This window comes from Paenibacillus sp. Lou8.1 (genome assembly GCF_024213565.1).
GTDB lineage: Bacteria > Bacillota > Bacilli > Paenibacillales > Paenibacillaceae > Paenibacillus > Paenibacillus polymyxa_B.
In genome coordinates, this window is record NZ_JANAVN010000008.1 from 252,257 (window position 1) to 264,897 (window position 12,641).

General features: G+C 45.5%; 12 protein-coding genes. 8 read left to right on the forward strand and 4 right to left on the reverse strand.

Annotated elements, in window-relative coordinates; all coding sequences use genetic code 11:
- Nucleotides 1-169: 169 nt before the first annotated feature.
- A complete protein-coding gene (locus NLX78_RS13655) occupies nucleotides 170-1,180 on the forward strand; it encodes an MBL fold metallo-hydrolase (RefSeq protein ID WP_254350688.1) in 1,011 nt (336 codons plus the stop codon).
- Between the two features lie 95 nt (nucleotides 1,181-1,275).
- Here the strand turns inward: NLX78_RS13655 and isdG are convergent, their stop codons facing one another.
- Genes isdG through NLX78_RS13675 form a run of 4 tightly spaced genes read right to left on the reverse strand, consistent with a single transcriptional unit; the run spans nucleotide 1,276 to nucleotide 4,404 of the window.
- On the reverse strand, nucleotides 1,276-1,626 hold the full coding sequence (gene isdG / locus NLX78_RS13660) for a heme oxygenase (RefSeq protein ID WP_061831483.1): 351 nt from the start codon (nucleotides 1,624-1,626) through the stop codon (nucleotides 1,276-1,278).
- Nucleotide 1,627: 1 nt separating this feature from the next.
- Complete coding sequence (locus tag NLX78_RS13665) at nucleotides 1,628-2,419, reverse strand: ABC transporter ATP-binding protein (protein ID WP_254350689.1); 792 nt, start codon at nucleotides 2,417-2,419, stop codon at nucleotides 1,628-1,630.
- Nucleotides 2,416-3,414, reverse strand: coding sequence for a FecCD family ABC transporter permease (locus tag NLX78_RS13670; RefSeq protein ID WP_254350715.1), 999 nt, complete (start codon nucleotides 3,412-3,414; stop codon nucleotides 2,416-2,418). The genes NLX78_RS13665 and NLX78_RS13670 overlap by 4 nt, the downstream gene beginning before the upstream one ends.
- A gap of 9 nt (nucleotides 3,415-3,423) precedes the next feature.
- Complete coding sequence (locus tag NLX78_RS13675; RefSeq protein ID WP_254350690.1) at nucleotides 3,424-4,404, reverse strand: ABC transporter substrate-binding protein; 981 nt, start codon at nucleotides 4,402-4,404, stop codon at nucleotides 3,424-3,426.
- A gap of 398 nt (nucleotides 4,405-4,802) precedes the next feature.
- Here NLX78_RS13675 and isdC point away from each other — a divergent pair, with 398 nt between their 5' ends.
- From isdC to NLX78_RS13710, 7 genes are all read left to right on the forward strand, one after another.
- Entirely contained in the window at nucleotides 4,803-5,318 is a 516-nt protein-coding gene (gene isdC, locus NLX78_RS13680; RefSeq protein ID WP_254350691.1) for a heme uptake protein IsdC, read from the forward strand.
- Nucleotides 5,319-5,390: 72 nt separating this feature from the next.
- On the forward strand, nucleotides 5,391-5,858 hold the full coding sequence (locus NLX78_RS13685; protein ID WP_025718712.1) for an NEAT domain-containing protein: 468 nt from the start codon (nucleotides 5,391-5,393) through the stop codon (nucleotides 5,856-5,858).
- A gap of 32 nt (nucleotides 5,859-5,890) precedes the next feature.
- On the forward strand, nucleotides 5,891-6,388 hold the full coding sequence (locus tag NLX78_RS13690; RefSeq protein WP_254350692.1) for an NEAT domain-containing protein: 498 nt from the start codon (nucleotides 5,891-5,893) through the stop codon (nucleotides 6,386-6,388).
- Nucleotides 6,389-6,486: 98 nt separating this feature from the next.
- Nucleotides 6,487-9,684: an NEAT domain-containing protein gene (locus NLX78_RS13695; RefSeq protein ID WP_254350693.1), complete on the forward strand. Its 3,198-nt coding sequence runs from the start codon at nucleotides 6,487-6,489 to the stop codon at nucleotides 9,682-9,684.
- A 159-nt stretch (nucleotides 9,685-9,843) separates the two neighbouring features.
- Nucleotides 9,844-10,803, forward strand: coding sequence for a heme ABC transporter substrate-binding protein IsdE (gene isdE / locus NLX78_RS13700; RefSeq protein ID WP_254350694.1), 960 nt, complete (start codon nucleotides 9,844-9,846; stop codon nucleotides 10,801-10,803).
- 14 nt (nucleotides 10,804-10,817) lie between these two features.
- Nucleotides 10,818-11,801: a FecCD family ABC transporter permease gene (locus tag NLX78_RS13705; RefSeq protein WP_254350695.1), complete on the forward strand. Its 984-nt coding sequence runs from the start codon at nucleotides 10,818-10,820 to the stop codon at nucleotides 11,799-11,801.
- Complete coding sequence (locus NLX78_RS13710; protein WP_254350696.1) at nucleotides 11,791-12,570, forward strand: ABC transporter ATP-binding protein; 780 nt, start codon at nucleotides 11,791-11,793, stop codon at nucleotides 12,568-12,570. The genes NLX78_RS13705 and NLX78_RS13710 overlap by 11 nt, the downstream gene beginning before the upstream one ends.
- Nucleotides 12,571-12,641: the final 71 nt, after the last annotated feature.

Genomic DNA, 12,641 nt, shown 5'->3' on the forward strand with positions numbered 1-12,641 from the left:
CTGTTTTTGCTGTATTATCGCAGAATTTCCTTTACAGACGTGATTGAATTATACTTTACATATATCAGGATGTTGCATCATTTCATGTTCACACTCGAGTGACAATATATAGTTAAATTGAACCGCTGTGTTTTTTGGAGAACGGGTTCATCAGGGAGGGAGCTGCATCATGCCCAAAGTACGTTTTAACAATATGGATCATGTAAATACCGATAAAACAATCAAGCAATTCAGACAATGGCGGCAGGAGCGACGCAGCAAAATAAAGGATTATACGTTCGTTGTGCCAAACCATCCCCCGGAGCTGGAATTTCTGCATAGCAATCGGGAGATGGCGACAGCCACCTGGGTGGGACATTCCACCTTTTTCATCCAGTATCTTGGGCTGAATATCGTCACCGATCCGGTATGGGCAGAGCGTATGGCTTTTGATAAAAGGTTGGCTCCGCCCGGCATTCGTATTCAGGATGTACCACCACTGGACATCATTCTGCTGTCTCATTCCCATTATGATCATTTACATTTAGAATCGTTGCGGAAATTATATCGTGCAGATACGCTGATGCTCGTACCCTCGGGGTTAAAGGCAAAAATGATCCGCAAAGGTTTTCGTAACTGTCATGAGCTGCAATGGTGGGAGCATTTTACGGTAGGAGGGGTACGATTTACGTTTGTTCCAGCCCAGCATTGGACACGACGCACGCCGTTTGATACGAACACTTCGCATTGGGGTGGATACGTTCTGCAAAGTGAACAGCAGGTGATTGGCTCTGCCACGTCCGTCACGGAATCCAATCCTCATTCTAATGCAGACTCAGAGGATGCACCAACGTTGTATTTTGTGGGAGACACCGGATATTTTCGTGGGTTTAAGGAGATTGGCGAGCGCTTTGCCATTGACCTGACCTTTATGCCGATTGGCGCGTACGAACCGGAATGGTTCATGACCTCGCAGCACGTGACACCGGAGGAGGCATTGCAAGGGTTTGTAGATTGCGGCGCAGAACAGATGATTCCGATGCACTACGGAGCCTTCAAGCTGGCGGATGATACGCCAAGAGAGGCGCTGGACCGGCTCGAAGCGGAGCGTGAGCGTATGGGTATTGCGAAGGAACGCATTCATGTTCTGGGGCACGGAGAGACGCTGAAAATTGGACGTCGATGCTCAACTACAATTTGAGGAATTCGACATAATCCTTATAAAAAAAGCGGCTCGGCGGACAATTAATTTTGCCTGCCGGGCCGCTTTTTTTGGTTTTTAGCTATTATGCAGGATTAAACTGCTTCGGAATCACTTGCCAAAGAGGAATCGCTGTTGGCGATGGGATGACGAACGATTTTAACTTCATAGAACGTGATTTTATTTTCAATAATATAGTCCGGAATTTGACGATGGCTATGGGATTCGCGGAATGCTTCGCTTTTCGTCCAGCCTTGGAAGTTCTCTTTTTCTTTCCAGCGTGTACTGATGGTTACTTCCTCATAATCTTTCGTGTTTTCAGTCAGCAGTACTTCTAGACCGAGAAAGCCCTCCATTTTTTCAACTTTTCCTTCTTTGTTAAATCTTTCGATGAGTAAATGTGCATTGCCCGGTGTGATTTTAGATGTATTTGTAACGATAACCATATTAAATTCCTCCTGAATGATGTGGTATGGTCGGTATAATAACCGGATAGCCATCCTCAAATTTGATGGTAGCGTTCAATTCATAAATGTCGCGAAGAAAAGCAGACGTCAAAATCTCACGGGGTTCGCCGGCAACGGCGATTCGTCCCTTTTTAAGTGCAATCATATGATGACAATAGGCCGCAGCTTGCTGCAAATCATGCAGTACCATAACAATCGTCAAGCCGGACTCGTGATTGATACGCCGCAGCATATCCATAACTTCAAATTGGTGGGCGATATCCAGAAAAGTGGTCGGTTCATCGAGCAAAAGAATACCTGTTTGTTGGGCCAAAGCCATTGCAATTCGCGCTTTTTGTTGTTCACCTCCTGATAGAGTATGGAACATTCGATCTGCATAGGGCTGGATGCCCGTGATCGTCATGACATGGTCCACGATTTGCTGGTCCTGTCCGGTATGGCGTACCCTCAAGCCTTTGGCATGAGGAGATCTCCCGTAAGCGACCAGCTCGCGGACCGTCAATAACGGCAGCATATCCTTCATTTGCGGCAGCATTGTAATCGTCTGGGCAAAGTCACGCCGCTTGTACTCCTGCACGGGTTTGCCCAGCACGGAAACCTGACCCTGATCCTGCTTGAGCAACCGGGTCATAATCCGCAAAAGCGTGGACTTGCCTGAACCGTTTGGTCCGACGATCGCGGTGAGCTGACCAGCGGGCAAGGTGATATTCACATCGACCAGCTTGAAATACCCACGTTGTAAGGAGATATGCTCACTCTGAATGGCTGTCATCCGAAATTCCCCCGTTTCTTGAGCAGGATTAAGAAGAACGGTGCCCCGATGACGGCCAACAAAATACCTACAGGCAGTTCAATCGGGTCAAACCAGGATCGTGCCACCGTATCTGCCAGGACAACCAGCGTTCCACCGCCTACCATGGAAAGGGGGAGGAGGAAACGATAATCTTCCCCGATTAGCAGCCGTATGACATGGGGAACGACCAGCCCTACAAAGCCGATTAGTCCGGCTACACTGACCGCTGTACCGGCGAGCAGGGCAGACAGCAGGATAATGAGCATACGTTGAAGCTCTACTCGCTGACCCAGCAGCTGTGCTGAATCGTCGCCCAGCAGCAGTAAATTAGCAGGTTTAATCGCAAAGAAAGAGGCGATTAATCCAATGATGGCGTAAGGCGCCATGAACTCTAGATGATGCCAGCTTCGTCCATTTAATCCGCCGGATAGCCAAGGAAGAACGGCCTGTACGCGGTCGCTGTACATGACCATTACGCCGTTGGTGAGTGCGCCCAGTAGCGCGTTGATCGCAACGCCAGCGAGCACAATTTTGACAGGCGATGCCCCTCGGTCCCAAGCCAGCAGATAAATGACGATTGCGCTTAGAAAGGCTCCCAAAAAGGCGGTTATCGGAAGAAGGTAGCTGAGCTGTGGAAGCATCACCATCGTAATGACGGCGGCAAGTCCACCTCCAGCCGATACACCAATAATGCCAGGGTCAGCCAATGGATTTTTCATCACACCTTGAAGAAGTGCTCCGGAAGCTGCAAGACAAGCTCCCACCAGTAAACCTACTAATACTCTAGGTAGACGGAGATCCATCAGGATCGTGCTATATGTAGATTCATCATTATGTAGCAAAACATGATTGATTTCTTGAAGTGGAATCGACACCGAACCGTAGGCCAGACCGTACACAGAGACGGCCAGCATTAGAATCGGAAGGGTAATCCAGGCGATGGTGCGTCTTCTGGCGCGCTGTAGTTTGTTCATCTCCATCGCCTATTTCGCCGGATACAGCTTTTGATGCATCAAATCCAGCGCTTTAGTGACACGTGTGCCCGGATTCGTACCGAACAGATCTGAAGGTAAAACCTCGACCTGATTGTTTTTGACTGCTCGGATTCCGTTCCAAGCTGCATTTTCCTGCATTTCTTTCATAAATGCGGCTTTAACATCTTCCGTATTGCCATGGGTCATGATGAAGATGTAGTCAGGGTCAGCCTGTATGATGCGTTCTGTGTTCAGCTGCGCATATTGCGGGAAATTTTGCAGGCCCGGAAAATCAGCGGCGATGTTGGAGCCACCCGCAGCTTCCAGTATGTTTCCACTTAATGAATTTGGCAGTGCCGCCATATACGTAGCCGGGGCTCCGTAGACCAGCAACACCTTCGGTTTTGAGGCAGAAGCGGTTTCCTTTTGCAGCTTAACTACTTGTTGGTCAATTTGCTGGTTCAGCTTCACGGCCTGAGCCTGTTTTTGCAGTAATTGTCCGAACAGCGTAATTTGCGACTGAATATCGTGAACTGAATTGGCTCCCGTCAGCAGCAGCTGTGAACCGACTCCTTCAATGGCTGGGATGTCTTTTTCATTCATAGGATAGTTGCCTAGTACGACATCCGGTTTGAGCATCGTAATTTTCTCCAGATCTACTTCATGAGTGGAGCCTATTTGCTGAACGTTCTCAGCAGCAGGTACGACGGAAGGTCCATTGGAGTTGGGTCTGCCCACGGCTGTCCCGCCTAATGCGTAAATAATATCCAGATCGCCATTGCTGAGCGCAACGATATGTTGAGGGACCTTTTGAAAGGCCAATGTCCGTTTTGAGAAATCAGTAACTTGAATCGTCGCGCCACTTGTCGTGCTTGAAGCGGTGGATACGGAAGTACTGGCTGGTTTGTGATCTGCGGTCGAGGTACCATTACTGCATCCGGTAACTGCCAATAAAAGCGCTGCGGATGACCACAACACATAAGATTTCATGTTATTCCTCCTGCAATTTTCAAGTTAAACAATAATGATAATCATTTTCATTTATGTATAAGAGAATGATAATGAATATCACTGAGGATTGTCAATTGAAAAAAGCAAATTTTTAAATAAATTTTGAACTAAAAATAAAAGGGCTATATTCGAATTATAGAAGAAGGAACTACAAATTTTTCTTAAAAAATTGCATATATCAAGGGTTTATGTACATGCAAATACATATTGACATTTTCGAAAAGTGTAAGATATATTGGTGATGGGTTTACTTTATTTTGCGAAATTCTGGAATAGAAAGGTGGGAAGACACGGCTCAAAAAGAGCTATTTTTTTTACTTATCAATTGAGAATGATAATCAATTAGTTTATTCTCGTGGGGAGGGACTGCTGTCAAAATGAAGAAGGGGTATTCTGCAATTATTGCTGTGTTTCTGCTGGTGAGTGTGCTGAGCTTTTGGCCAACTTCGTCATCTGTAGTAGCCGCTGCGGCTTCTCCAAAATTGGCGGATGGTACATACACGCTCAAATACAATATCCTCAAGGCAGAAAATGATTCGGTGTCCATGGCTAATGATTATTTTGAAAAACCAGCTAAGTTGTATGTAAAAAAAGGTCAAATGACCATGCAAATTAAGCTGAATCATAGCGAATGGACAACTGGGTTTAAAGTAGATTACAAAGGCGAAATCATCGATACAAAGGTCATCCATAAGGATGCCAAAACCGATACCCGCATCGTACAATTTCCAATTACGAGTGTGAACAGCCCGCTAATCTCTAAAATTCATGTTACTGTCCCTGCGTATAACTACGATCATGACTATACGATCCGCTTCGCTTTTGATCCCAAAAGCGTCAAAAAAATAGCAGCCGTCCAGTCAGCGAAATCAACTAAATCTTCCAAGAAGTAAATTCAAGCCATCTTTATCGTTCATAAAATCAACACAAATTGAAGCATAAAAAATGGAGGAGTGTGTGTAGATATGAATATGGTAATGAATCGCTTTGAGCAATTTTCTTTTAAGAAGGTATTTGTAGCATTGATCATGACAGCGCTTGTTTTTGCACTCGTTGCTCCATTCTCAGCTAAAGCGGCAGCAGCCGACGGCACGTATAACGTAGACTATACCGTTCTGAAGGATCAAACCAATGAAACTTCTCGATTGGATAGCTACCTGACGAAGCCTGCTCAGGTTACGGTAGCTAATGGCAAAAATGTCGTTCGTCTGACTGTGAAAAGCAGCAATCTGATTACAACGTTCAAAGTAGAGCAAAATGGCGTATTGCAAGATGCGACTGTGGTAAGCACAGATACTGCGAACAACACTCGTGTAGTGGAATTCGAAGTTGCTGATCTGAATGCAAAAGTGAATGCTTACGCTGAAATTACAATTCCAGTAATCGGCTACACAGGCAAGTACGATGTACAACTGCAATTCGACGAAATCTAATCCAAAATAAAACGTAAAAGGAGATTAAGAACATGAACATGATTATGAATCGTATGGAAAAATTGTCTTTGAAAAAAGTAATGCTTACTGTACTGATGGCAGCGCTTGTTTTTGTGGTACTAGCTCCATTTTCTGACAATAAAGCGAACGCGGCTTTGCCTAATGGAACGTATCAATTGCCTTATACCGTTTATAAAGATGGAACGACTCAGCCATCTTACATGGATACAAATGGTTATGTGAAAAAACCAGCCACACTGATTGTTACGAATGGTCAATATAAAGTGAGAGTAGCTATTACCAAGAGTGCTTGGGTTACTGAATTCAAAACTCAACAAAACGGTCAGTATGTGAATGCGACTGTAGTAAGCACATCAGGGGATACAAGAATAGTCGAATTCCCTGTAACTAGCCCGTCTCAAAAATTGAACGTTAAACTGCATGTAAGTGTGCCTGCAGAATACACGGGTGGTATTCCGTACGATCACGACTATGTTGTTCAATTCCAATTCGACGACAGCGATATCTAAGACTTCTTTTTGAAAATATAATTTTGAATTGAATACTCATTTGGAGCTTAGTTTCAAAGCTCCAAATGAGTATATTTTAAGTAGGGGGATACATCACCTTGAAAAGCCGATTTAACAAATTTATAACGACATTTGCTGCTATTCTAATGTTGTTTTCTTTATTTTCACCATATGTAGGAGCAACACCTGAGGGTGAGTCCACTTCGTCGAATTTGCCCGATTTAAGCACTACAGTCACTAGTGCTACTTATGCTACTTATGAGATTCCGGTAGAAGTGCCCAGCACATATGCTGAGCCTACCAATGCTGTGACCACTACTGATGCGACCTATGCAGATGGAGAATACCTGATCGATTACAAACCTTTAAGAAAGACAGTCAGCGGTAGCACTAGGGATTCAAGCTTCAAAACAAACTATACCTATCCTGGAGATTTGATCATTAAGGATGGAAAATACCATTTTTCATTTAAGTTTGCGGAATCTCAAGGTCTTTCGAAATTTTTAGTTGAACAAAACGGGGAAACAGTTCCCGCAAAAATAGAGGTGGATTCTGGGAAAACTTCCGGGACTGTAAGCTTCGATGTTTATGATTTTCATCAAAATGTAAATACGGAGTTTGGATTTAATAGCAGTTCTCCATGGTATGTAGATACTGATCCAGACCGTTCAGTGAAGGAATGGATTGAGTTTGATCCTTCCAGTTTGAGACTTAAAAACTCAACGGAGAATCCAACGGTTCCACCTGTAACACCACCGGTAACGCCTCCTAATACAGGAGAGAAACTCGCTGATTTGGACTTTACCCTTTTGAAAGATGAAAGCAATGAAAAGTCAATGATGGATGGGTATACGGAGAAACCAGGCTCTCTAATTGAGCATGGTGGTAAACGATATGTCCAATTTATATTAAAGAACAGTAAGCAGATTGATGGTTTCAAGGTAGAGCAAAATGGAGTGTTAACCGACACCTCTGTTGTAAGTGAAGATCAAACTGCGAATACACGAATGATCGAGTTTGAAGTAAAAGATCTGCCTGCCAAGCTGAACGCATGGGTAAGCATCAACTGGCCTGAGCTGGGCTACGTGAATACTTATAACGTAGATCTTCAGCTGGCCTCTGTACCCGCACCATCAGATTTGGCGGATGGAACGTACTCGATTAACTTTAACGCGCTGCACGCCACAAAAGATCAAGCGTCAGCGATGGCACAATATCTGTTGTCTCCAGCGACTTTGACGGTATCGAAGGGACAAAAAGAAGTCTCCTTTACCATTAAAGATAGCACCACAGTAACGGAGTTCAAAACAGAACAAAACAGAACGTTAACAGATGCGGATATTGTAAGTGAGGACAAGACAGCCAATACGCGTATTGTGAAATTCAAAGTAGCGGATTTGGACGCGATTTTGAATGCACAAGTACATGTGAGCACGACCTATCCAGGTGGGGTTTATGAGATGGATCATAAGCTTCGTCTGCAATTTGACCGCAGCAGCATCACGGTAAAAGGGACTGATGGCGGTACAACTCCCGTGACTGAAAACGGGAGATATAGCATTGATTTCTCCGTACTTAAAAACGGAAGCAATGAAATATCTGTGATGGATGGCTATATGCAAAAACCAGCCACGCTGCTAAGACAGTCCGGTAAAAATGTGATTCAGATCAAAATGGACAAGAGCAGCTGGATCAAAACCTTTAAAGTAAATGGTGCAGAAGCTCCGGTGGTTGAGCAATCGACATCCGCAGATACAAGAACAGTACAATTTGAAGTGCCAAATCTGTCGGATAAAGTGACAGTGAATACGCATGTCATTGTACCTGGATTAGATTTGGGCGGCATCCCATATGATCACGTATATGATGTGCAATTTCAATTCGAGCCTGCTACTATTCGCAGCTTTGTCGAGCCTTCCTCAACAGGAGCTACAGATCCTATCGTCAAATTGGATTTTGACAAGCTTGTCAATGGCAAATATGCTTTGAAATTCAGTATCGTTTTGTCTGATGGTTCCACAGGAGTGGATTCTCCGGCTCAACGCTTCATCACTGACGAATCGGCGCAATTGGTCGTGGAAGGCGACAAACGGTTTGTAGGTCTGAAGCTGCAAAACAGTAATGAAGTGAAGGCGTTGCGCATTTGGGACAACGCAAGCGGGGACTACCGAGACGCAGAAGTGACCCAGGAAGATGCAGCAAGCAATACGAAGCACGTTCGTTTTAGCGTAAATGACTTTAAAAACAATGTGAAAGGCCAACTAGTTGTCTATGAAGCCCCTAAAGTGGCAAGTGCCACTCCGATGGTCTTTAAGACTGAGGATCGGGTAGAGAAGGTATACGATTTTGAATTTAAATTCGATACCAGTAATGTGTCTTATCACAACGAAACCAAAGCAGACGAAGTAGAACAGGGGAAAAATAACTTAGCCGATGGAGAGTACACTGCGAACTTCCGTGTGCTTGCAAACGGAACGGACAAGGATTCTCTAGCGGCTCCTTTTGTACAAAATCTAGCGAAATTGATTGTGAAAGATGGTAAGGTGCAGGCCCATGTAACCGTTACGGACAACCAGGCTTTGAAGCTATTCCAAACGGATTTTGAAGGCCGTTATGCCAATCCTACGATTATGGGTTCGGACACCAAAGGTGATACGCACACTATTGCGTTCGAAGTGCCTGATCTGGATAAAAAGTTGAGTGTGTACACACAGGTATATCTGCCTGAGAAACACATTCTAAATGAGAAATTCGGCGGACAGATTCAATTTGACCGTGCATCGCTTAAAGGTGAGGGAGTCAATGCAGCTACAACTGCAACCGCAACTGAACCAACAGCAGCTTCTACGGACAAGGCAGCAGAAACAACTGCATCTGTGGCTGAAACAAAACCAGTAGTTGAGCAACCGGTTCAAACGGCTTCCGAGAAGCAATACACGATTAATTACAATGTATTTAAAGATAAAACGAGTGAAGCTTCCGTTATGGACGGTTATCTCGACAAGCCAGCTACACTGATTGAAAAGGGAGACAAGCGCTATCTTCAAATTACTTTGAAAAATAGCTCCTGGATGCCAGCTCTCCAAGTGGAGCAAAACGGTACCCTGAAAGATGTGGAAGTAATCTCGACATCCGGCGATACACGTGTCGTTCAATTCGAGGTAGGGGACTTGTCTCAGAAAATGGGTGCTTACACACACGTCATTGTGCCTGGTTTGGTCCTTGGCGGAGTGCCGTATGATCACTGGTATACAGTTCAGTTCCAATTTGATGAAGAAAGCCTAAAAGCGAAGTAGCCTCAGGTTGTGATAATCGATGAAGTCTGAATAACAGCAAAGTTTGTATGCGAGCAAGTCTTGGTGCCCCGGCATCAAGACTTGTCAGCATTTACATACCCGAAAAGGTTGGGGCTCCTACTGTTTTTCTATATTTTGAATTGAGGTGACTGGATTTTCATGAAACGGTATATAGCATTGGCTCAAGGAAAAACGTTTGGTTTGTATATGTTAATCGGCATCGTGATCTTGTTGCTGGCTGGATGTTCGGGAGGGGCACAGGCCGGGCAGAACCAGAGCGATGGTTCGAAATCAGCGGCAACATCTAATGCAACCGGAAAGTCGTCTGACGGTAAAGCTCAAGCTCCTCGTATTGTGGCGACTACGGTAGCCATTGCGGAAATCACGGATGCACTGGGCCTGGATTTGGCAGGCAAGCCGACAAGCACGAAAGTGCTGCCTGACCGTTACAAGGATGTGCCTGATGTGGGTAATCCGATGAGTCCTGATATGGAAAAAGTGATGTCATTGAAGCCGACGGACGTACTGTCGGTGACGACACTGAAATATGATCTGGAGCCTAAATTTAAAGATTTGGAAATCAATGCCGAATTTTTAAATTTTGAAAGTCTCGCGAATATGCAAAAAGAAATTCAAAAGCTGGGAGACACGTTTGGCAAAGCCGATAAGGCCAAAGAGATTAATGGAGCTTTGGATGCGAAAGTAGCCGAGATTCAACAAAAGATCAAAGGGAAGAAATCCCCTAAAGTATTGATTTTGCTGGGAGTACCGGGAAGCTATCTGGTGGCTACCGAGCATTCCTATATTGGGGATCTGGTTAAAATTGCAGGCGGAACCAATGTGGTTCAGGGCGAGAAGGTGGAGTTCATTGCCCACAATACCGAAGCCTTGCAGCAATCCAACCCCGATATCATTTTGCGCGCTGCACACGGGATGCCGGATGAAGTAGTGAAAATGTTCGATGAAGAGTTCAAAACTAACGATATCTGGAAGCATTTCAACGCTGTGAAAAATGGGCATGTCTATGATCTGCCTGAACCGTTGTTTGGCACAACAGGGAATTTAGCGGCAAACTCGGCGCTGGATGAGCTGATGAAAATGCTGTATCCTTCGAATTAAAGGAAGCTGATGACATGTCCAAAAAAGGTTGGAGCTTTATTGTTGTAATTGTCTTGCTCGTTGGCGTCATGCTGTATTCAGCGATGACAGGCAGTCTCAAGGTGGATTTGAGTCAGTTGGTGACCGGATTGTGGACAGGTACAGATGATCAGGTGAATGTGGTCAAGGACCTGAGACTACCGAGAATTTTCGTGTCCGTAATGGCAGGTGCAGCACTTGCAGTAGCGGGTGTTTTGCTGCAAGCCGTCATGAAAAATCCGCTGGCGGATGCTGGGGTTATCGGCATTTCTTCGGGAGCGGCATTGATCTCGCTGATTGCGGTGACGGTCTTTCCGGCGCTTTATTTCTGGATGCCGTTCTTTTCATTTATTGGCGGTGCGTTAGCCTGCCTAATGGTTTATGGGTTTTCGTGGAAATCTGGCTTGCATCCGATTCGTCTCATTCTGATCGGGGTAGCTGTGAACGCTATTTTTTCCGGTCTAGGTCAGTCGTTTAACTATCGAGGCAGTTATGCGGTCACCAGTATTAACCAGGTCACTACATCAACCTTGTCTATGAAAAAATGGGTAGATGTCGAGGTTATTGTGACTTATGGCGGGATTGGGCTAATTTTAGCCATGCTCGTGTTCTCTTGGTGCAATTTCTTGTCCCTTCAAGATAAAACAGCTAAAAATCTAGGATTCAATGTAACGCGCGCACGACTTTTGATTTCTGTGATTGCAGTGCTGCTTGCAGCAACGGCTACAGCCATCGCAGGAGTAATTGCCTTTATCGGCCTGCTCGTTCCGCATTGTGCCCGCTACCTGGTTGGCTCGGATCATAAGTGGCTGATTCCATTTTCCGCATTATGCGGCGGCTTGCTGTTGCTGCTCGCGGATACACTGGGGCGGACAGTGCTTGCTCCCAATGAAATCCCGGCTTCTATTATTATGGCCGTCATTGGCGGGCCGTTCCTGATATTCCTGATCAGAAAGGCGGATCGCACCTATGGACATTAAGGATATAACCTTCTCATATGATCGGAAAACGGATCGTCTGCACGCTATTAATACTGTTATTGAGTCAGGACGGATTACGACCATAATTGGTCCCAACGGATGCGGCAAATCGACGCTGCTCAGCGTGATGTCCAACAATGCTGTTCCCCGCTTGGGCCAGGTGATTCTGGACGGCAAGGAGATAGCCCACTACAAGCCCAAGGAGCTGGCCCGTCAACTGGCAGTAGTCCATCAGCAGAATGAGGCACCTTCCGACTTGACTGTAGAAAAACTCGTCAGCTTCGGCAGGTTGCCGCATAAGAATATGTTCACAGCGAGACGTGATGAGGATGAGGAAGCGATCGAGTGGGCGATAGCCTGTACTAATCTGAACGAACGTAGAACTCGCACGTTGGATCAGCTCTCAGGAGGAGAACGACAGCGTGTATGGATTGCAATGGCCTTGGCACAGCGGACGCCAATTTTATTTTTGGATGAGCCGACCACCTATTTGGATATGTACTACCAGCTTGAAATTTTAGAGCTCATTCGGCAGTTAAACCAGGAACATGGACTGACCATCGTGATGGTGCTGCATGATATCAATCAGGCTATTCGGTATAGCGATGTGATGATTGCCATGAGGGAAGGGCGTATTATAGCGAACGGCCCACCTACAGAGGTCGTTACATCTGAGCTGATCCAGGCGGTCTATGACGTGGAGGTCGTAATCAAACAGGATGATGAAGCGGGCATGTACCTCATTCCGATAGGTGTCGGGGTTTCCTGACGTTTACCAGCGCACAGAACAATCAATGCTGCGACTGAATAACGCGTCTGTCCTCACGGCATCTCAACGAA

Coding starts and splice junctions, on each gene's coding strand:
- NLX78_RS13705 (WP_254350695.1), top strand. CDS start 10,818: ATGTCCAAAAAAGGTTGGAGCTTTATTGTTGTAATTGTCTTGCTCGTT.
- isdG (WP_061831483.1), bottom strand. CDS start 1,626: ATGGTTATCGTTACAAATACATCTAAAATCACACCGGGCAATGCACAT.
- isdE (WP_254350694.1), top strand. CDS start 9,844: ATGAAACGGTATATAGCATTGGCTCAAGGAAAAACGTTTGGTTTGTAT.
- NLX78_RS13670 (WP_254350715.1), bottom strand. CDS start 3,414: ATGAACAAACTACAGCGCGCCAGAAGACGCACCATCGCCTGGATTACC.
- isdC (WP_254350691.1), top strand. CDS start 4,803: ATGAAGAAGGGGTATTCTGCAATTATTGCTGTGTTTCTGCTGGTGAGT.
- NLX78_RS13675 (WP_254350690.1), bottom strand. CDS start 4,404: ATGAAATCTTATGTGTTGTGGTCATCCGCAGCGCTTTTATTGGCAGTT.
- NLX78_RS13655 (WP_254350688.1), top strand. CDS start 170: ATGCCCAAAGTACGTTTTAACAATATGGATCATGTAAATACCGATAAA.
- NLX78_RS13665 (WP_254350689.1), bottom strand. CDS start 2,419: ATGACAGCCATTCAGAGTGAGCATATCTCCTTACAACGTGGGTATTTC.
- NLX78_RS13710 (WP_254350696.1), top strand. CDS start 11,791: ATGGACATTAAGGATATAACCTTCTCATATGATCGGAAAACGGATCGT.
- NLX78_RS13685 (WP_025718712.1), top strand. CDS start 5,391: ATGAATATGGTAATGAATCGCTTTGAGCAATTTTCTTTTAAGAAGGTA.
- NLX78_RS13690 (WP_254350692.1), top strand. CDS start 5,891: ATGAACATGATTATGAATCGTATGGAAAAATTGTCTTTGAAAAAAGTA.